Source organism: Pseudomonas sp. R3-52-08 (assembly GCF_003851745.1).
Classification (GTDB): domain Bacteria; phylum Pseudomonadota; class Gammaproteobacteria; order Pseudomonadales; family Pseudomonadaceae; genus Aquipseudomonas.
Genome location: NZ_CP027730.1, coordinates 3,796,360 through 3,816,356, shown reverse-complemented (window position 1 = coordinate 3,816,356; position 19,997 = coordinate 3,796,360). Strand labels below are relative to the sequence as shown.

Here is a 19,997-nt window from a genome sequence, read left to right as displayed (position 1 = left end):
GTCCCAATCGTGTTGAGCTGGGAGCTAGGTGACCGCCATCCCGGCCCAGCGGGAGCAAGCTCCCTCGCCACAAAGGGTATGGGGCAGCTTTCGAGATTTGTGTAAACCTTCAATCAAGGAGCAACACCATGAGCGACAGCATCCAACGCACCAGCGTCGGCGATTTCCCCATCTCGCAAACCGTGACCGTACCGGCCTCGGCCAGCCTGATCTTCGTCAGCGGCACCTTGCCGGACCTGGCCGACCCGAACGTCCCCGGGGTTTACGGCAACACCGAAGTGCAGACGGTTTCGGTGTTCAACAAACTGCGCAAAATCCTTCAGCAGCAGGACCTGGACCTGGGCGATATCGTGCAGTTGCGGGTGTTTCTGGTCGGCGCTGCTGAAACCGACGGCAAGCTGGATTTCGCCGGGCTGCAGCGCGGTTACACGCAATTCTTCGGCACCCCCGAACAACCGAACAAACCGGCGCGCACCGCTTTGCAGGTGGTGGCGCTGCCCCTGCCGGGGGCGTTGGTGGAAGTGGAGGCGGTGGCGGCCAGGGCCGGGTGATGTCAGTCACTGCGCGGCGTCGAGGCGTTCCTGGGTAGAACGGTCGATCAACGCGCGCAGCGCCTCGAATAATGGCGCCGCATCCGTATGTTTCTTGCCGTATGCCAGGTTGAAGGCGTAATCGAAATCCGGCGGGTTGAGGCCCTGGGTGTGCTGCAGCAGGGTCTCCAGCTTGTCCATCGCCTTGACGGCTTTGGCTTCCGGCGACAGCGCGTTCTCGTAGTCATCCCACAGCGCCAGGATCTGGCTTTTCAGCGGCTCATCCAGGGCTTGGGTCAACTGCAGCAGGTCGCGCCGCTCCTGCTCGCCCTTGTTGGGAAACGCCGCCTGGCTGACTGCTGGAATGTCACCGTTAATGGCTTCGCCCAAGTCATGGATCACGCACATCTTGAGGATTTTAAGCAGGTCCAGGCCGGGCAGTTGATCGGCGAACACCATCGCCATCAGGCACAGGCGCCAACTGTGTTCAGCGGTACTTTCCGTGCGTCCCGAAGCGGTGTGGGCGCTTCTGAGCACGTCCTTGAGCTTCTCGGCTTCGCGCAGAAAGTCGAGGCGGCCTTTGATTTTCTCGAAGTCCATGACGCTGCATCCATCAGGTTGATGATGCAGGTAAGCCTAGGTGCGCTGGCGCGGTGCGTCCACGCATAAAAAATGCGCGAGGCCGGTCAGAGCGTCTCGACCAGACGCGCGGCGCTGCCATCGCTGAGGATCAGGCGTGTCCAGCGACACAGGCTTGGGCGGATCGGCACGAGGCTGGAGTCGTTGCTGCCGGTGCAGAATTGAAGCGCTGGCGGCGCCTGGTTCTCGCGCCAGCCGGTGTGATCCAGCGCAGCTTCCACCTGGCGGATTTCCGCTGTCGCATAACGCCACAGCGATTGGCCCATCAAGTCGACCAACGGGCGGCTGAACTGTGCGGCGCGGGAGGGCGAACAGGCCAGGAAGCGGTGCGTCAGGTCGCACACCAGGTGTACGGCGCGCGAGCTGTCTCTGACCAGCCCAGCCAGGGCCTGATCAGCTGCGGTGTCAAGCCGAGCGGACAGCAACCGTTCCAGCTGTTGGTGCGCGGCAGCGTCCATGGCTTGCAGGCCATTCTCCCAGCGGGACAACGTCGATTGGTTTACGTTGAACATCTGTGCGGCATGGGTTTGCTTGACGCGGTGTAACAGGCGCCATCGGCGCAGCGCAATGCCCGGAATGGCGGGCTGGAGCAGCAGGGCGGGCATTTCGCGTTTCCTCGGTAATGACATAGTGACATAGGTAATCTACACAACTTTTTAGCAGCCTACGGTAACCACGATGCGAAGCGAGCCGCTCTTGCTCGTGATCTTGCTTTTGATCTAGGCGCCCCGTTAAACCACGCTGGCCGAAATTCGATAGTGATTTGGGGGGTAAACCGGCAGGGATGCCGGTTTAGCCGCCCCGCGCCATGGATGGCGCGTGGCGGCGGCCCCCCAAATCACTGTCGGATTACGGGCACACCGAGCCTGGGCGAGGTGCCGAGTGGTGGGGCAAGAGCGTTTTGCTTACTTTTGCGCTTTTCAAAAGTGAGCCGCCGTAAGGGCGGAACCCATAGCCGCCGTTACCGCAGCAACGGATATGTACTCGCCCTGATCCAGCATCCTGGTCGTCTGTCAGGCCGCCATCGGGGGCAAGCCCCCTCCCACATTTAGGTCGCGGGGTATCAGTTAGAGAGGCTTCGGCTCCTGAGCCGTCACAGATTCAGAGCCACGCCAAAGTTGTGTAGATACCTATGGACAAGCCGGCGGGCTACAACTGCAACGCCTGCTGTTTGAGCCTGCGCTTTTGCTCGAATGGCAACGTTTCATTATCCCCATACGGCGCGCTGTACCAGTTGCCGTAAGTCGGATTGGGCAGCAGAAACCAGCGCTGCCCCAGCCAGTTCACATAGGGCGCCACTGCCTTGCGTTGGGCCGCCAGCGTGTTGTGCTCGGCCTGTACGAAATCCCCCAGGGAATCGCCGGCCATCAGCAGCACGCGCGCGTGACTGGCGACCCATTGGCGCCGGCAGGCCTTGCCGTAGCCGGCGCTTTCGCATTGGCCGATGGGGGTGCTGGCGGCCAGGATCTGTTCGTCGCGCTCGATCGGGAAACCACGCAAGCGCAGGTTTCTCGCTGTGGCTGCCACCTGGCTGTGTTCGCGGTTGGTGAGGTAATAGACCTCAATGCCTTTTTGCCGGGCCGCCTGCAGGAACGCCACCGAACCAGGCAGCGCCTTGGCCTTGGCTTGATCGACCCAGGTGTTCCAACGGTCATAGGAATAGACCTGGTTATGGATAACGTCACGGGCATTGAGCGGCACGTTGTCCAGCAGAGTTTCGTCGATATCGACCACCACGGCCGGGGGTAACCCTTTCAAATCCCGTGCAGGCAAGGGCAGGGCGTCCCAGGTGGGATCGGCCAGGGCTGCATCGAGTTGGCGGGTCGCGTTGGCGAACAGCTGGCGGTAGATCAGCTCGTGCTCGATGGAGGTCTGGGTCCAGAGCACGGCGTCGAGCTGGTCGTTGGCCGGTGGGGTTTGCTGGCAGCCGGTGAGGGCAATGGATAAAAGGCAGGCGCTGGCGAAGATCAGGTTACGCATTGAAAGGCTCTCAGCGGTGGGTAGGCTCAATCATAAGCGCTACCCATCGGCCTTGCGATCAATCCAATGGGTCTTGATGCCCTTGGCCCACGCCACCGTATAGAAACAGCTGAGCAGCACGATGCCCCATTGCTCGGCATTGATCGACGACCAGAACCAGAACGGCTGGCCGGCCATGCCGAACAGGCAGGCGTAGCGGCGTACGTGCAGGCGTTTGCTTTGGCTGAACCAGATAGCGACGACGCCGAGGGCGGCGATCATGATTTGCGCGATCAAAGCTGTCTCCTTGATCAAGGTGAGAGGGCACGGGCCTCTCCCACCTATTGAACGGCAGTGTGTCGCCGAAGGGCTATTTGTCCTCGCGCGCATCCATGGTTTTTTGATGCTCGGCAAGGAACGGCTGCTCCGCCGGATCGAAGCGATCGATCCCTGCGGTAAACCGATGCCAGTACGGATACAGCGGCTGGCGACGCGTCACGGCCTCAATGCGTGAGGACTGCGCCTCGGTCAGCTTCAGCTCGGTGGCGGCAAGGTTGTCGCGCAGATGCGCCTCGGTACGGGCGCCGACGATCAGCGAGGTGATCCCCGGGCGATCCTTGAGCCACGCCAGGCAAGTGCGCGCCACCGAGACCCCGTGTTCATCGCCCACGGCAGCCAGGGTTTCGATGATGTCCAGCGCGCGTTCCTGGTCGTGCACGTAGGGTTCCGGCCAGTCGCTGCCCTGGCGGGTATTGGCCGGTGGCTTATGTCCGCGCCGGGTCGAGCCGGTCAGCAGGCCTTCACCCATCGGCCCCCATACCAGCGTACCTACCTGCTGGTCCAATGCCAGCGGCAGCAGCTCGTACTCGGCCTCGCGGGATTCGGGGGTGTAGTAGATCTGCTGGGTGATCGGCTTAAGCATGCCGTGCAACTCGGCCTTGCCCAGGGTTTTCATCATTTGCCAGGCGGTGAAGTTGCTGGTGCCGAAGTAGCGGATCTTGCCCGAGCCGACCAACAGGCGCAGCGCCTCGAGCGTCTCCTCGATGGGCGTCAGGCCGTCCCAGTTGTGCAGTTGGTACAAATCGATATGGTCGGTGCCCAGGCGCTTCAAGCTGGCTTCACAGGCGCGAATCAAGTGATAGCGCGATGAGCCGGAATTGTTCGGGTTCTGGTCCACCGGACTGCGGCCCTTGGTTGCCAGCAGGATGTCGTTGCGCTTGTCGCCCAGGGCTTTACCGACCACTTCCTCGGCCAGGCCATGGGAGTAAAGGTCGGCGGTGTCGATCATATTCACCCCGGCGTCGAACGCGATATCGAACATACGCCTGGCCTGGGGCACGTCCACCGCACCGCATTTCTCGAACTCGGCACGACCGCCAAAAGGCACAGTGCCCAGGATGATTTCCGAGACCAGCAGGCCGGAATGACCCAGTTGTCGGTATTGCATGTTGCCTCCTACTTTGCGTTGCACGTGAAGGTGTGAACGATGAGGGTGGCGATAGTTTGAATTTTTTCATGAAAACTTCGCGCCACGGGTTGTTGGTGAGGCAATCAGGAATCCCACCCCCTCCCCGGCATGAGGACTGGCGCGGTTCGACCCGTGATTGATTTTTGCGGCAGCGCCGGCGTTGGGCACTGCAGGGGTAGTGCTGTTGACGTACCACCGGTGGTTCTCGGGCAGTCATCGGACTTTGCAGGAGCGGTTTGAGGAGTGCGCTTGTAAGTTAAAAGTACTGTAGGAAAGCTCCTTGGTGTGCGTACTAATAATTAACATAAGATGTAGTTTCTGAGTGTTCTGACAGGAAGTCTAATCCGCAATATCATTCGGAATTAAAAATACTATTTTAGGAAAGCTGAAGTATTTGGCAACAAAGTAACGCCGCAGAATATCAATTCTTGTTCTATACATTAAATGCGTTGAGCGACGTATGGTTTGAACTGATTTAATTTATAAATGAGCGAGGTGAATCATGCAGAACGTACAATTTGAAGAGCTTGAGGAGCGCGTATCGGCTATCTCTGAGGAGAAAGCTATGTATTCTGAAGGCGAGGAGATCGAACTGGAAGATTAATTAAGTTACGTTTCTCGGTAAGGGGTTGCTTACTGCAGCCCCTTTCCTTATGCCAAAAATAATTGCGAGTCCTCGTATGAATACCAACACCAAGCCTCTTATCAAGCGATCACATCACATCATACTGGCTGAGGACGGTGATATTTGCATCGGAGAGATTCCGGGAGTATCCAAGATCATTGTTGCACCGCCAGAGTGGGTGAAAGATGTGCTAGGGAAGTTGGATGGAACCCGCACAGTGCCGCGGATTGCCAAAGAGTTAGGGCATCAGGGTGTTGAGGTCTCTGAGCAGGACCTCACCGGCTTTATCGCATCACTTCATGAGATGAATCTGCTAGAAGATAACGCTTTTTTTTCAAATGCGTTGACGAGTGAAGAGGTCGAGCGATATGACCGTCAAATGCTTCAATTTTCGCTGATCGACAAGGGACATGTACATTCGCAAATTTATCAGGAGCGTCTAAAGTCCAGCAATCTCGTTATGTTTGGAATGGGAGGTTGGGGGACTTGGTGTTCTCTACTTCTTGCAATGGCCGGCATAGGAAAACTGCGCTTGGTTGATGGTGATGACGTCGAATTATCTAACATAAATCGTCAAATTTTATACACTACTTCAGATGTTGGAAAAGAGAAGGTGTCAGCGGCCAAAGAAAGAATTTATGAGTACAATCCTAATGTAATAGTGGAAGCCTTTTGTGAATTTGTTGCTCCAGACCCCTCACAAATTAGCAAGCTATTAGACGGTGTTGATTTGATCGTACTTGCTTGGGCAAGCTTGGGCTATTATCGAAAACACACACCAGAAGAAGTGATCCACACTATGGCCAAAGAGCGTGGCATTCCAGTAATGGAGTTAGGAGGAGACCCGCTTGAAATATCCATTGGGCCGTTATACCTAAATGATGGGTCACACAAATCTTTCGAAGATGTAAAACAATCCGCACGACAAACTTATTACAGCAATAAATCTAATATAGAGAAATTCCAGCGAGCTCGGCTCAAGCATAATTTTTTGGATGGGGATCGGACAGTTAATGCGTGGCAAAGCGCTCCCTCCTTGTCAGCAATGGCTGGATTAGCATGCGATCAAATCGTCAAGCATATTACTGGCTACGATCTGCCAACGGTAATAGGCAAGAGGATTTATCTATCAATGCAAACCCTGGATAAGCGAGAAGAGACTGTCTTCGAACATGAATAAGAAATCACAGTGCTTTAGAGAGCGAGGTTATTGCTCAATCGATCTATGTTCACGCATTCCAGACCTTGTGCATGGCTGTAAAGATGCGTGCGCAAGCATCGAAGAACAAGATTGGACGTATATAATTCGCAATTCTACTGAAGAAGTTGATTTGCCATACAGCGTGCCACACTCGCGTTTAAAGCATGCTAAAGCCGACGCACTTAAAATATACCATGAGGGAGGTTTTGCTTTTAGCTTTCGCCGACTAGCCGAAATCGAGGGTGCGCCAATTCATCCGGCCATGAAACTCTTCGATGATTACCTTATGAGGGACGATTTTATAGAATTATTATCGAAGCTATCAGAACGAACAATTGGAGCAATGGAGGCTCGCTACATAAATCGTTTCGACCAAGGTGATTTTTTAACAACTCATTGCGACCCAGGTTCAAATCTTGGAATAGCACTGAACATAACACCCCAATGGAATCCGAATTTTGGCGGGCTTACCTTCATTTTAAATAAAACCCATTCGTCGGTTAATGATACATTGACGCCAACTTACGGCCAGCTATTTGTGTTCGATACTTCACAGCGAAAAGTTCCGCATTTTGTATCAATGGTAACAGCTAATCCGGATCAAACCAGGATCGCTCTCATTGCTCGTTATGGTTAATTAAATTATGTCGCCATTTCAAAAAAGTTTGCTTCTTATCGCTGGCATGGCCCTAATTTGGGGGGCTGGCTTGCCAGTTTCCAAAATAGGTGTTCAAGCTATGGGCGCTTGGCCATTTCGATTGGCATGCGCTTCTATCAGCGTTCTTTTCCTCTACGCAATATTTTGGAACCCAGTAAATAGAATCGGCATAAGTTTAGAGCCTGTACTCTATTTTAAATTTTTCATCATCGCCGTTCCTAATGTTTTCCTCGTCCCAGTTTTGAACAATATAGCCTTGGAGCGCTTAAGTATTTCCGACTCTACGTCTCTCATTTACACAATGCCTTGTTTTACATCTTTTTTTGCGATGATCCTGAATAGGAAACTAGATGCTTTTTCTATTGCTTCGCTAGCTTTTTGTTTATCAGGGGTTGGGCTGATAATAGGTAGTTTTGAGTTTTCTTCGAGCCACCTTATCATTCTGTCAAGCGCAATAGCTTGGTCGATCGGTTCTATCATCTCACAAAGGTTAGAGACCAATGTGGATTTCCGGGTAAAAGTGTTCTGGCAGGTAACATTCGGTTGCCTTTGCGTTTTCTTGGTATCTCCGCTATTTATAAGTTGGCCTACCGAAATCATAAAATTTTCCGGGAGTTTTTCATTGCCTGTTGTTGCTTCAATTTTATTTATGGGGGTTGTAGGAGGGGCGATCGTATTTTATATTTGGTTTTATTTGATCAAGCTTCAGAATGCAGAATATGCGAGCTACGCAACGTTATTCTCTCCGATAATTTCTATAATACTAGCTATAGCTTACTTCGGTGAGACGCCATCAACTAGCACAATGATCGGTTTTTCATTAATTCTAATCAGTGCATTGATAGTAAATATTGTTAGACCTGCATTAATTTCAAAAACCAATCAGGCGGCAACATGACACTGGGGCTATTGATCCAGTCAATCAGCACTTCTATAAGGATCACCTGTTACGCCATGCGGTAAAGCCAGCTGACTGGGATCAATCACTTGGTGGGAAATCGCACCTATAGCTGCACGAATCCAGCCTCTAGCAACACTCAATGCTTTGCGCCGCGATAATCTTGTCGAGCTAATGGAATCATGCGATTTGACCGCTGCACTTAAATGTGCGGAAACCCATGAGCAGTCGAGTCGTTTTTCGAGGCAGTGTTTTACGTTGAGAACGGCCAGCCGATCGGCGTGACCCAGGATGTATTCAGTCAGCCGGGCACGGTGTATCTGGTTCATACCGACCCAGTGGTGATCGAGGCGGATTACCGCAGGATTCGCGCACTCGAATGCCAGGGAGCTTATCTGACTGCCGGCTAGCAGCGTCAGCGCGGAATCGCGTTATTGTTTCATTATCTGAAATGCTGGATTGTACAATCTGGTAATTCCGCTGGCGGTTGGTACATAAGAAGATTGCAGCCATCGACACGATATCCGGTCGACAAAGCTCTGGAGTCCGTCATGCCCGCAATCAAACTGTATGGTTTCCCCCTGTCCGGCCACTCCCATCGGGTCGAGCTGATGCTGTCCCTGCTGGGCCTGCCTATGGAATTTATCCTGGTGGACCTCAAGCAAGGCGCGCATAAATCGCCCGAATTCATCGCCACCCTCAACCGCTTCGGCCAAGTGCCGGTGATCGACGATGGCGGGACGATACTGGCGGACTCCAATGCCATCCTGGTCTACCTGGCTGCCACCTATGGCAACGGCCAGTGGTTGCCCGCTGATTCGGTCGGACAGGCACGGGTGCAGCGTTGGCTCTCGGCTGCGGCCGGTCAGTTGCATGCCGGGCCTGCCACGGCGCGGTTGGCCACGGTGTTTGGCGCCGACGTGGACGCGGACGTCGCCATCAACCGTGCCCATGCACTGCTGAACGTAATGGAGCAGCAACTGGGTGAGAGCCGCTTCCTGGCTGGCGATTCGCCGAGCATTGCCGATATCGCGTTCTACACCTATACGGCCCATGCGCCGGAAGGCAATGTGTCGCTGGCCGACTATCCTCAGGTGCGCGCCTGGCTGGCCAGCATTGAAGCACTGCCGGGTTTCGTCGGCATGCCGCGCACGGCGGCGGGTCTGCAATCAGAGTAACCAACAAGGGGCGTCGATGGACCGTTTTCATGAAATGCAGGTGTTCCTCGCGGTGGCCGACGAGGGCGGCTTTGCCGCCGCCGCACGGCGTCTGAACACCTCGCCGCCCAGCGTGACCCGGGCGATTGCCGCCATGGAACAACGCATCGGCACCCAGCTGCTGGCGCGCACCACCCGCAGCCTGCACTTGACCGAAGCCGGGCAGCGTTACCTGGAAGACTGTCGGCGTATCCTCGCCGAGCTGGACGAGGCCGAGGAAGCGGCAGCGGGCAGTTATTCGATCCCCTGCGGGCAACTGAACGTGACCGCCCCGGTGCTGTTCGGCGAGCTGTTCGTGGCGCCGACGCTGGGCGATTATCTCGACCGCTTTCCCCAGGTGAACATCAATGCGCTGCTGGTCGACCGTGTGGTCAATATGAGCGACGAAGGCGTCGACGTGGCCGTGCGCATCGGTCATCTGCACGAGCCGGGGCAGCAGGCGATCAAGGTCGGTGAAGTGCGCCGGGTGGTGTGCGCGTCGCCCGCTTACCTCGACCGGCATGGGCGACCCCAACGGCCTGAACACTTGCGTGAAGCGAAGATCGTGGCCTCATCCGCCAGCCAACGCCTGGATGAATGGGCGTTTGTCGACGCCGGCCAGGCGCTGACGGTAGCTATCGAACCGCGCCTGGTGGTCACTGCGAACAACGCCGCGATCCACCTGGCGCGCCTGGGCTGGGGCATGACGCGGGTGCTGTCCTATCAGGTGGCGGCGGCGGTGGCGGCGGGTGAGCTGGAGCTTGTGCTGCAGGATTTCGAGCCGGCAGCGCTGCCGGTGCAGGTGGTATTCCAGAACAACGGGCGAGTGCCGGCCAAGGTCCACACCTTCGTCGATTTCCTTGCCGATCGGCTTGGGCATGACGTGGCCCTGAAACCGCTGATAAAGCCGCGCGACTGATGGAACGTTATCGCGATATGCAGTTGTTCGCGGCGCTGGCCGGGCAACCGAGCCTGGCGGCGGCGGCGCGCTTGGCGCAGGTCTCCGGCCCGACCCTGGTGCGGGCGATTGCACGTCTGGAAGGGCGTTTGCGCGTAACGTTGTTGCAGCGCAGTACCCGTGGGGTCAGCCTGACCGACGCGGGCGATGCCTACATGGCCGACTGTGTGCGGCTGCTGGCTGCGGTGGAGGCGGCTGAAGCTTCGGCCAAAGGGTTGCATAGCCAGGCCCAGGGCAATCTGCGGGTATTCTTGCCGTTGCTGTTCAGCCGCTATGTGATGGCGCCGGTACTGGCCACGTATATGGACCGCTACCCGCAAGTACGTGTGGTCGCCCACTATCACGACTACTACCCGAACCTGCACGAAGAAGGGCTGGACGTGGCGGTGCTGGTAGGCGAGTTGCCCAGCTCGTCATTGATCGCACGGCCGGTGGGGCATGTGCGGCATATCCTCTGCGCCAGCCCCGGTTACCTGGCCGCCCACGGAGAACCGCAGCATCCCGCCGCCCTCAAGCAGCATCATTTGATCGCCAATGCCGACCCGGTGCAATGGGACTTCGCGCACTATCAGCTCAAGGCCCGCGCACGGCTGCGCTGCGCCACGGTGCAGGGTTCCATTAATGCGGCCTTGACGGGGGCAGGGCTGCTGCGTTGCCTGAGCTACCCGGTGCACGAGCACTTGCTGAGCGGCCGGCTGCTTCGCGTATTGCCTGGCTTTGAATTGCCTGCGGTACCGGTGCAGGTGGTGTATCGCGAAGGTCGCCATGCGTCCATGCGCGTGCGCAGTTTTGTCGATGACTGTGTAGCGGCCTTGCGCGAGCACCCGGCGTTTCAGTTGGCGTAACAGTGGATTGCCCGGGGTGGTCATTCTCTCGGCGACAGGTCAGGCGCAGCATTTGGCTATCCAACGAGAGGTGAGCGCCATGAACGCGATCGAAGCATCCCCCTGGCACAGCGGCGAACGGCAACTGCAGGAAAGTGCCGGCGTGGCAGAACGCATGGCCGTGATCGGCCCCAAGGTCATACGCGATCACCTGCCGGAGCAGCATCGCGATTTCTTTCCCTTGCTGCCTTACCTGATGCTGGGCGTGGTGGATGAACACGGCATTCCATGGGCAACGATGCTCGAAGGCGCGCCAGGCTTCGCGCATTCGCCTGATCCGCAGCGGTTGCAAATCGACAGCCTGCCCTGCAAAAGCGACCCCGCCCGGGCGGGGCTAACGGTCGGCGCGGCCGTCGGCGTGCTCGGTATCGACCTGAATACACGCCGTCGCAATCGTATGAATGGGCGCATCGGCGCGCTGGATCAAGACGGCTTTGCGGTGGACGTGGTGCAGAGCTTCGGCAACTGCCCCAAATACATCCAACTGCGCCCCGTCGATACTATTGCGCGCAAACCTGGCAGCGTGGCTGAGCGCAGCGACAGCCTGGATGGGGTCGCACACACAATGATCCGCAATGCCGACACCTTCTTCGTCGCCAGTTATGTCGACCTGCACGGCGAGCGCTCGGTGGATGTTTCCCATCGCGGCGGCAGCACCGGTTTTGTGCGGGTCGAGGGCAATGTGCTGACCATTCCGGATTTTGCCGGCAACCTGTTCTTCAACACCCTCGGCAACCTGCAAACCAACCCGGTGGCGGGGTTGTTGTTCATTGATTTTGAATCGGGTGACGTGCTGCAAGTGGCCGGGCGTACTTCGCTGATCCTCAGCGGGCCGCAAGTGGCCGAGTTCGAAGGGGCGCAGCGGTTATGGACGGTGACCGTGGAACAGGTGGTCCGCCGTCCGGCAGCATTGGCCTTGCGCTGGCGGTTCGTCGAGTTTTCGCCCTATAGCCTGGCGATGGGAAGCTGGTAGCCAGGCGCGGTCTGCCCGGCGCTGGAGGTCAAATGTGGGAGGGGGCTTGCCCCAGATAGCGGCGGTTCAGCTGGCTCATTTGTGGCAGCTGGAATTACGCTGAGGACTGTTCGGATGAAAACGTCGCCGTTGAGGAATTGTCCGATAGAAATCAGCTGAAATAGAAGGACGTTGTTACCTGTTACGCCTCTGATATCAGGAACGTTTCCCACTGGCTTGCCACGCATGAGGACTCCTTCTGATAAATGAGGCTAAACAAGATGGTCACGCTTAACACGTCTGACACTAAACAGGCTTATTCCGCCTATGCAACTTCTGAGCAGTTTGATAACACACAGGGGCCGTCAACGTCCGATCGACTCAATCGCTTCGGACAAGTACCGGCTCATCAGGCGATTGCTCGAACAGTTCAGCCGGGTGGTAATGATCGGGGAACAGCTGAACTGTTGACCTTGCTCAATACGCTCGTAACAACACTTAAAACATGGATGAACGAGCAGAATACGCCACCCGCCCCACCCCCCCCGGTGGCCGTAATACCCAAACCATTCGTGAATATCATTCCCAAACCCCAGATCGACGTCGTGCCAACGCCTGAGACTGTGCAGCCCGGTAAAAGCCGATGGAAAGAACAACTGGCACCGTTCATGAATCGGTCAGATCTGGCCAGTAGCCGAAACGCTTTCGATACTGAACTTATTGAAATGTTTTCCGATAAAAACAGCGAGCCGTCGAACACGTTTTTGTCTGAAAAAGCCCCAAGGCAAAAACCCGACGATATACGCAACGGGCTGCGCGCCACCTATGAGAACTTTCCCTACCTGGGCACCACGGGCAGAGAAGAACACGTGGCGGCGATCAAGGTGGCCATGGCCACCTTCGGGCAAAGTCCAACCGGGGTGTTCACGCACGTCGTCAAGAGTGGGGATGGCTATAACGTCACGATGAAAGACGGCTTCAAACTGCATATCACCGGTGAAGAGCTGCAACTGGCGGCCAAGGCGGCGAAATTCAGTGGCGGTGATGAAGGCATGGTCAAGGACGCGCAATTTCTGTTTGGGGTAATGAGCAAGCGTCAGCACCTGGAGCAGGCGCGCAACAATGCAACGGACCCGTTCTACAGCATTTATGGCAAGGACAGCGCTTACCACGCCCACCGTACTTATCCGGGGGTGCTGGCGGCAGCGGCACAGGGCATCGGCGGCGGTATGGCGTTGTCGTACCTGGGCCTCAAAGAACATATGCAGATCATCGACGCCAGTGCACTGGGCGCGCGCGTCGGGGTGCCATTGGACAAGGGCGAGCGACACAAGAATGGTGCGCTCTTTGATGGGGTCATGGAGGGGCAGCTATACAACCAGCCCGTTTCGCCGTCGTTGAAGGTTGTAACGCTTCGCGATCAAGTTGAGTAAAACCACATATTTATCTGCTTATTCTCATTAGAACAGTGGCCGTAGTGTTCATGGCGCTGAGTGTTTATGCGCCTTTTTTAAGTCAGCTATGCGAGTGATTGTGGATGTTAGTGTCTAACGTTAAGTATGCTGTCCCTGGCTTCGCCGAGGCGAGTGGTACGGTAATTTCTTCAGGTGCTGCAAATGAGGCTGCACCCGCCGGAGCAGCCGAGCAGTTGAATAACCTGGTGGGAGAGTTGGAACGTTTATTGGCGCTTTTAGCGGCGCGGCTTAAACCGGAAGTCGACGTAAAACCCTCACCGTCCCCCCTTGATAATCTGAATGAACGGCGCGTCGATAAGCGTGATGTAAACCGTGACGAGTTTCTGAAAGGCACACCTGCGAATACGGGCGCCAAACCCAAAGATATTTTCCAGAACTTCTATCAGTTGACCGAAGGCAATTGCGTGACGGTATCCGCCATCAAAGCCGCCATGATGAAGTTCGGTCACAACCCCCACGGTATTTACACGTCCATACACGCCATCAACACCGGCTATCGTGTCGTCATGCGTGATGGCTTCAAGCTGGACATCACCCATGATGAGCTGAAACAGGCCCGGGCCGGCGCGAACTTCGGCGCCGACCGACCCAATGATGTACTGGTCAATGCGCAGTTCTTATATGCCGTGAGCGCCAAGCGCGCGTATCTCGAAAATAATGACGGCGAGGCCAATGAGAGCTTCGCCGCCGCCATGCGCACGTTGAATGACGGTGAGTATCCGGGGCAGGCCCTGCGACGCCTGGGCTTAAAGGACTTCGTTGCGCCCGCAACCCTCCAGGACTTCATGGACGGGGCTATCGGCACGATCGCCGACGCGTTTCACTCAATGGCGGTGGTGGACGGCTTTCTGGACAGTTATGGGTACAAACAGCAACTGGATAAGCGCGACTGGAACCGCCATTCAGTCATTGGACTGAAACTGCTCTAGCGTGCGACCGCCAGGCTCGGTGGCTCGCCCCACGCGCCGCCCAGCGCGGTATAAAGATTTCAGCGGGTGAACCACATGGGATCGTTCCCACGCTCTGCGTGGTAACGCTTCCTGGGACGCTTCGCGTCCCGCCAACCGCTACTGGACACAGGTGACGCAGAGCGTCACGGGCTACTTTCCCACGCGGAGCATGGGAACGATCGCCTTGGCGGGTGGGCTTGATAACCGCCGGGTATCCAACTGAGACTCCACGATCCAACTGTGGGGACTTGCCCCAATGCCACTGTAGGAGCGAGCTTGCTCGCGAAAAACGGCCAGGCAACGCGTTCATTCTGAATAAACGCGGGGGCCCTGAGTTCTTCGCGAGCAAGCTCGTTCCTACAAAAAAGCCTTAACTGACTGGCATTGGGGCTTGCCTCCGATGGCGGCCTGACAGCCGACGAAAATATTGCATATCAGGCCGTTTTCGAAGGCTTCATGCACTCGATAGAGCGATCCACGGTTGTTTTGGCAATCTCCAGCAAGTGCCACACCGCCAGAATCTTCGCCCGCTCGGGGCTGCTAAGCAGCTCGCCGCAATCCAACGCCGTCGCCGAAGCGCTGTCGAGCAAGCTGGCGGTGTAGAGCAGCGCATCTTCGAAGCTCAGGTCTTCGTTGACGCTGTGGAATCCTTGGGTGGGCAGGTAATGGTCGATGGCACGGTTGAACGCGGCACGGTCTTTGGCGGGATCGAGGGGTGGATCGGGTAGGGCTTTGTTCATGGTGTAACTCCGTGTTGGATGAGGAGTCGACACCCGTCGCGACTAAACGAGGGTGGCGGCTGTACGCAGGTTAGTCGACCGGCCCAACACGAAATATCCGGCGCACCCGGAGGTGCCCTACGCACAGCCACCATAAAACTCATGGAGGGCCATGCCGTGTTGGAAGATTCGAGCGACTAAACCCGATCACTGATGAGCAGTGATAGGCCGCAGACTAGCCACCGATTCCAACCGGCACAAGGCGGCGGGGATTGTCTCGGAAACGTCCTGCAATTTAAAGAGATGTGGCTTGCTGGCCCTTTGAAAATGTTTCAGCGGGTGAACGACAGGGGATCGTTCCCACGCTCTGCGTGGTAACGCCTCCTGGGACGCTCCGCGTCTCGCCAACCGCTACTGCCTACAGGTGACGCAGAGCGTCACGGGCTGCATTCCCGCGCGGAGCGTGGGAACGATCGCAGGCAGCCCTGACACCTCTCGGTCCCCTGTGGCGAGGGAGCTTGCTCCCGCTGGGGCGCGAAGCGGCCCGGTCTTTTATTGTGTGACCCCACAGTGGCCGTGCTCGCTTATGCGTTGGCCACGTCTCAATGCCCAGCAGGAATAAACGCCACACTCCCCCCCGAGCGCTTCTGAAACAACCGCTCCCCATTATCCGGTTGCGTCGTGACCACCTGGTGATCCGCCCCCAGAAACGCCAGTGGCGTCGGATCTTCCTTGGAGTACTGCGCGACGATAATCGTGTGCCTTGGATCAAACCCCTGGCCGCTGGTCTTTTCCAGCCAGGCCATGAACGCGGCGCTGTCGCCCTGGCGCGGGAAGTCTTGGGTTTCGCTCACGTAGTAGAACGGTTTGCCGCCGTTCTGCAGGTACATCGGCAACTTGTTGTCGACTTCCACCAGTACCAGTTGCCAATGGTTCCAGGGCGCGCTCTTCACCGCCTGGGCTTGGACGTTCTCGGCGAAGCGGGTCACGCCGCCGTTGCGCGTGGTCCAGGGGTAGATCACGCCCAGCACCAACACCATCAAGCCTGCGGCGAGGCCGAAGCCTGTTTGCCAGCGCGGCCAACGGGCCGGGTGTTGGCGCAGGTGCTCGCTCAGCCACCAGGCGGCGAGTAATTGGGCGAAGGGCACCAGGGGCAGTACGTAGTAACTGCGTCGGCTGCCGCTGGCGGTGAAGAATATGAACAACAGGCCCAGGCTCCACAGCAGCCAGCGTACGTTGGGCGGCGTGCGGTGCCAGTGACGCAGAGCGAGCCACGCGCCGAGCATCCAGCATGGCGCCCACGGCAGGGTGTAGACCGGCAGGTAGATCAGGTAGGTGTAGATCGGGCCCATATGGTCGAAGGGGTCGAAGAAGCGCACCACGTTTTCGCGAAACACCAATTCCAGGCCGCTCTCGCCGTAGGTGGGGGCGCCGTAGAGGTGGGACAGTCCGAAGGGAATGGCGTAGAACCCGCCGGCGATGAGCAGGGCCAGTACCAGCCGCAGGTTGAGGTGGCGTTTGTAGCGGTGTTCGCTGAGCAGGTGCGGCAACAGCGCGAGTCCCGGCAGCACGAACCCGATCAGACCCTTGAACAGCGACGTGGCCGCCAGCAGCAGGAAAAATACGGTATAGCGGCCCAGGCGAGTGTCGTCCGGCCCGCGCCAGTACCACCAGACCGCCGCCAGCACGCCGCACACGGTCAGCACATCGGCCGTGGCCACGCGGGCCCAGAACAGGAAGTAGAAGGTGGTGGCGAGCATCCAGCCGGCGATCAGCCCGGTGCCTTTGCGAAACAGCTGTTCGCCGATCAAGTACACCAGCCAGATGCTCAGCCAGGCCGCGATCACCGAGGACAGGCGCAGTGACCAGGGGCCAAGGCCACCCATCAGGTTGGCGAAGCCGGTGATCAGCCAGTAGGAGGGCAGGGGTTTGTCGTAATAGGGCGTGCCCTTCAGGTACGGATCGAAGTAGTCACCGCTTTGCAGCATCTGCAGGGCGATGTTCGCCCAGCGTGTCTCCGGCCCCCACAGCTCGCGACTGCCCAGGCCCAGCAGCAGGAGCAAGGCCGAGACACCCAGCAATAAAGCCAGGGCGCCACGTTCGGTTTTCCACAAGCGCATTGGGCTGTTCCTGTAAAGGCTATCAAGGTTGTTGGGGGTAAATCGTCAGTACCAGGTCGCCTTTGCGGTAGCGCTTGCCACCGGGCGGCAGTTGGCCTTCCTCAAGGTGTTCGCTGGTGCTCATGACGCGCATCAGCACGCCGACCGAACCTTGGCGGCGGGCCTCGATCAACCAGGACTGAACGCTGTCCAAGGTGACCTTGCGCGGCTGCGAAGCCGGGTAGTCCAGGCCGTAGCGCAGTTCGCCCGCGGTGTTGTAGAACGCCACGTCCGGCCGGCGCAGGCGCCACGCAAGGGCAGACGCCGAGCCCAGTTCATTGCTCAGCAAAGCATGGGTGTGTTGCAGTTCATCCAGATGTTCAAGCACGAACTGGTCGGGCATTTCGTTCGCCGCGATGAGGTGTGGCATGCCCGCCGGCAGCAGCGCCACCAGCAGGCCGATACCCAGGGCCGGCGTCGCCCATAAGGTCAACGGGCGCATTGCTTGCAGCAGGTTGGCCAGGATCCAGCCGAGCAGCACGATAAAGGTCAGGGACAGGCTGAACATCTCGGCGTGGCTGTTGCTGTAGATCGGGTTGGCGATCTGCAGGTAAATCAGCGTGACCATGGCCGCCATGCCGAGGATGAAGTTGAGCGCGCCGTTGATGAAGATCGCACGGGGCTTGTGTTGGTTGATCAGGTCGATCAAGGCATGGCCCATCAGCAGCGCCAAAGGTAACAGGCACGGCATGATGTAGGTCGGCAGCTTGCCGCTGCTCAGGCTGAAAAAACCCAGGGGCAGCAACAGCCACAGGGCGAGAAAGGCAATGGCGGGCTGACGTTTGTCTTTCCAGGCCTTGAGCAGGGTAACGGGCAACAGGGCTGACCAGGGCAGGCACGCCACCACCATGATCGGCAGGAAAAACCAGAACGGCCGCGCATGCTGCGCCGTGTCCGAGGCGAAGCGGCGGATGTGTTCGTGCCAGAAAAAGAAGCGCCAGTAATCCGGTTCCTGCACATGAATCGCCAACGCCCAGGGCGAGCAGACCAACACCGCGACCAGGATCGCCAAAGGGCCGTACCGCAGTAACTCGCCGACGCGACGTTGCCAGGCCAGGTAGGGCACGGCGATCAGCACCGGCAGCAGCCACGCCAGAAAGCCCTTGGTCATGAAGCCCACGCCGCAGGCCAGCCCCAGTAAAGCCCAGGCACCCAGGCGACTGCGTGGGGTGGCGCTGTCGAGCGCAAACCAAAGCGCGACCAGGCTCAGGTTGACCCAGAACGTGAATTGCGGATCGAGGTTGGAATAGCCCGCTTGCCCGGCCACCAGGCCGAAGCTCATGTACAGCAGAGCGCAGGCGAAGCTTTTACGCGGCTCGTTCCACAGGCGGCGTGCAATCACGTAGGCCAACAGCACACTCAGCGCTGTGGTCAGGACCGAGGCGATACGCACGCCGAACAGGTTCTCGCCAAACACCGCCTGGCCCAGGGCGATCAACCAATAACCCGCAGCTGGCTTCTCGAAATAACGCACCCCCATGAAGTGCGGCGCCACCCAGTTGCCGCTCATCAGCATTTCCTGGCTGACCTGGGCATAGCGGGTTTCATCCGGGATCCATAAGCCGTGCAAACCCAACGGCAGCACGAAGAAAATGACCAGGCCAAGCAAGAATACCGGCAAGGGCTGCAATCGGCTCATGACCGTGTCACGCCATGGCGTTCAGTCGTGCGTGCGAAGTTTGAACAGTTAAAGACGTCAGGCATTAAGAGGGTCACTAATTCATTGGGAAGTTAGGGCGTCCTGAACTAACAGGCGCACTTAAAATGCCAGACGCAGGCTGTCGTCTTGCTGAACGCACTACTGGGCAATATGTAAAAAAGTGTATTTAAAGTTGCTTCAGCGCGGCGGCCCATTCCTGGATTTTCATCGTGCCGATTGCTTTGAGTGTGCCGTTGGGCAATACCTGCACGAAGAGTGCGCTGCCATACTCGGCGGCTTGCGCATGGGGGTAGCCGAGTGCGGCTTGGAAGTCACTCATGCAGGCGCTATGGGTGATCAGCATCAGGTTGCGATCCGCCTGTTTATGGCTGAGGATCTCTTCGCCCATGGCATCACCGCAGATGGCGAGGGGGCCAGGGGACAGCTCGGTCTTGCCGAACATGAACAGCGACGTCTGCGCAGTGCGCGTGGTGGGGCTGCTGAGCACGTCGGTGCGCTCCATGCCCAGTGTTTCAAAGGCTATGCCCAGGTTGGCCGCGCGTTGCGTGCCATTGACCGTCAGGCCGTCTGCGGGCCCGTAGCAGGGATTGTGCGAGCGGTCGCAGCGCTCTTCGTGGCGCACCAGCACGACTAGGTCGCCGTTGCGCCAGCTGGCCAGCACCCCGGAGGTGACCAGGCGGTTGCCGATGCCCAGATCTTGCGGTGAGCGTGGCCAGAATACAAAACCGGTCAAGAGCAGTGCGAACACAATGATACTTGCTACTGGCACGCGGAATTTCTTCAGGCGCTTTAACCTGGCCCGTGGGGGTTTGGTCAGGGTAATGTCTGCCACGCAGTTCACCATTGGCACGAGTGATTGTTTATTGTTAAAAGACAGGCGCAACTAATACGGCAGACGCCCTTGGTGGAGCAAAAGCCTGTCATACGGCTGCTGTCTTTTAGCTGAACATGTGGATATTAAGAAACACCGTTTTGATTAACTTTGAAGTGTTAGGTTAATCATGCTTGGGTGGGGAATTTAAAGTGTTTGGAGTGGGCAAGCGGTGAAATCAATGTGAAAAAATTG

At 57.6% G+C, this 19,997-nt stretch carries 21 protein-coding genes; 12 read left to right on the top strand and 9 right to left on the bottom strand.

What is annotated here, in order from left to right; all coding sequences use genetic code 11:
• Window positions 1-128: 128 nt before the first annotated feature.
• Window positions 129-551 (top strand): RidA family protein, encoded by a 423-nt coding sequence (locus tag C4J91_RS17380; RefSeq protein WP_124363470.1) that lies wholly within the window; start codon window positions 129-131, stop codon window positions 549-551.
• Between the two features lie 6 nt (window positions 552-557).
• Here the strand turns inward: C4J91_RS17380 and C4J91_RS17375 are convergent, their stop codons facing one another.
• The 5 genes from C4J91_RS17375 to C4J91_RS17355 all read right to left on the bottom strand — a co-directional run bounded on the left by C4J91_RS17375 (window position 558) and on the right by C4J91_RS17355 (window position 4,575).
• Window positions 558-1,130, bottom strand: coding sequence for an HD family hydrolase (locus C4J91_RS17375; protein WP_124363469.1), 573 nt, complete (start codon window positions 1,128-1,130; stop codon window positions 558-560).
• Window positions 1,131-1,216: 86 nt separating this feature from the next.
• Window positions 1,217-1,774 carry a helix-turn-helix transcriptional regulator gene (locus C4J91_RS17370; RefSeq protein WP_124363468.1) on the bottom strand — a complete coding sequence of 186 codons (558 nt, stop codon included), beginning with the start codon at window positions 1,772-1,774 and terminating at the stop codon, window positions 1,217-1,219.
• A 544-nt stretch (window positions 1,775-2,318) separates the two neighbouring features.
• Window positions 2,319-3,149, bottom strand: a complete 831-nt coding sequence (locus C4J91_RS17365; protein WP_124363467.1) for a 5'-nucleotidase, lipoprotein e(P4) family — start codon at window positions 3,147-3,149, stop codon at window positions 2,319-2,321.
• Window positions 3,150-3,188: 39 nt separating this feature from the next.
• Window positions 3,189-3,425, bottom strand: a complete 237-nt coding sequence (locus C4J91_RS17360; protein ID WP_124363466.1) for a hypothetical protein — start codon at window positions 3,423-3,425, stop codon at window positions 3,189-3,191.
• Between the two features lie 73 nt (window positions 3,426-3,498).
• Window positions 3,499-4,575, bottom strand: coding sequence for an aldo/keto reductase (locus C4J91_RS17355; protein WP_124363465.1), 1,077 nt, complete (start codon window positions 4,573-4,575; stop codon window positions 3,499-3,501).
• A gap of 523 nt (window positions 4,576-5,098) precedes the next feature.
• On the opposite strand from C4J91_RS17355, the gene C4J91_RS17350 reads away from it, so the two are divergent.
• The 11 genes from C4J91_RS17350 to C4J91_RS17300 all read left to right on the top strand — a co-directional run bounded on the left by C4J91_RS17350 (window position 5,099) and on the right by C4J91_RS17300 (window position 14,372).
• Window positions 5,099-5,200, top strand: coding sequence for a pantocin A family RiPP (locus tag C4J91_RS17350; protein ID WP_218565837.1), 102 nt, complete (start codon window positions 5,099-5,101; stop codon window positions 5,198-5,200).
• A gap of 76 nt (window positions 5,201-5,276) precedes the next feature.
• Window positions 5,277-6,401 carry a ThiF family adenylyltransferase gene (locus C4J91_RS17345; RefSeq protein ID WP_124363463.1) on the top strand — a complete coding sequence of 375 codons (1,125 nt, stop codon included), beginning with the start codon at window positions 5,277-5,279 and terminating at the stop codon, window positions 6,399-6,401.
• Entirely contained in the window at window positions 6,394-7,059 is a 666-nt protein-coding gene (locus tag C4J91_RS17340) for a 2OG-Fe(II) oxygenase family protein (protein WP_124363462.1), read from the top strand. The genes C4J91_RS17345 and C4J91_RS17340 overlap by 8 nt, the downstream gene beginning before the upstream one ends.
• Window positions 7,060-7,066: 7 nt before the next feature.
• Window positions 7,067-7,978: a DMT family transporter gene (locus C4J91_RS17335; RefSeq protein WP_124363461.1), complete on the top strand. Its 912-nt coding sequence runs from the start codon at window positions 7,067-7,069 to the stop codon at window positions 7,976-7,978.
• Between the two features lie 248 nt (window positions 7,979-8,226).
• Window positions 8,227-8,388, top strand: a complete 162-nt coding sequence (locus C4J91_RS17330) for a hypothetical protein (RefSeq protein WP_256681599.1) — start codon at window positions 8,227-8,229, stop codon at window positions 8,386-8,388.
• A gap of 141 nt (window positions 8,389-8,529) precedes the next feature.
• Window positions 8,530-9,156: a glutathione S-transferase family protein gene (locus C4J91_RS17325; protein ID WP_124363460.1), complete on the top strand. Its 627-nt coding sequence runs from the start codon at window positions 8,530-8,532 to the stop codon at window positions 9,154-9,156.
• A 16-nt stretch (window positions 9,157-9,172) separates the two neighbouring features.
• The gene (locus tag C4J91_RS17320) at window positions 9,173-10,093 is read left to right on the top strand and encodes a LysR family transcriptional regulator (protein WP_124363459.1); all 921 of its coding nucleotides are present in this window, start codon (window positions 9,173-9,175) and stop codon (window positions 10,091-10,093) included.
• Window positions 10,093-10,977, top strand: a complete 885-nt coding sequence (locus C4J91_RS17315) for a LysR family transcriptional regulator (RefSeq protein WP_124363458.1) — start codon at window positions 10,093-10,095, stop codon at window positions 10,975-10,977. Before C4J91_RS17320 ends, C4J91_RS17315 begins: the two co-directional genes overlap by 1 nt.
• Window positions 10,978-11,056: 79 nt before the next feature.
• Entirely contained in the window at window positions 11,057-11,989 is a 933-nt protein-coding gene (locus C4J91_RS17310; RefSeq protein WP_124363457.1) for a pyridoxamine 5'-phosphate oxidase family protein, read from the top strand.
• A 260-nt stretch (window positions 11,990-12,249) separates the two neighbouring features.
• A complete protein-coding gene (locus C4J91_RS17305) occupies window positions 12,250-13,401 on the top strand; it encodes a type III secretion protein (RefSeq protein ID WP_256681598.1) in 1,152 nt (383 codons plus the stop codon).
• A 110-nt stretch (window positions 13,402-13,511) separates the two neighbouring features.
• Complete coding sequence (locus C4J91_RS17300; RefSeq protein WP_256658874.1) at window positions 13,512-14,372, top strand: hypothetical protein; 861 nt, start codon at window positions 13,512-13,514, stop codon at window positions 14,370-14,372.
• Between the two features lie 455 nt (window positions 14,373-14,827).
• On the opposite strand, the gene C4J91_RS17295 is transcribed toward C4J91_RS17300, so the two are convergent.
• The 4 genes from C4J91_RS17295 to C4J91_RS17280 form a co-directional block, all read right to left on the bottom strand.
• Entirely contained in the window at window positions 14,828-15,133 is a 306-nt protein-coding gene (locus C4J91_RS17295; protein WP_124363456.1) for a DUF6124 family protein, read from the bottom strand.
• 581 nt (window positions 15,134-15,714) lie between these two features.
• Entirely contained in the window at window positions 15,715-17,232 is a 1,518-nt protein-coding gene (locus C4J91_RS17290; RefSeq protein WP_124363455.1) for a glycosyltransferase family 39 protein, read from the bottom strand.
• 22 nt (window positions 17,233-17,254) lie between these two features.
• Window positions 17,255-18,910, bottom strand: coding sequence for a lipid IV(A) 4-amino-4-deoxy-L-arabinosyltransferase (gene arnT, locus C4J91_RS17285; protein WP_124363454.1), 1,656 nt, complete (start codon window positions 18,908-18,910; stop codon window positions 17,255-17,257).
• A gap of 187 nt (window positions 18,911-19,097) precedes the next feature.
• On the bottom strand, window positions 19,098-19,775 hold the full coding sequence (locus tag C4J91_RS17280) for a histidine phosphatase family protein (protein ID WP_177412855.1): 678 nt from the start codon (window positions 19,773-19,775) through the stop codon (window positions 19,098-19,100).
• Between the last annotated feature and the right edge of the window lie 222 nt (window positions 19,776-19,997).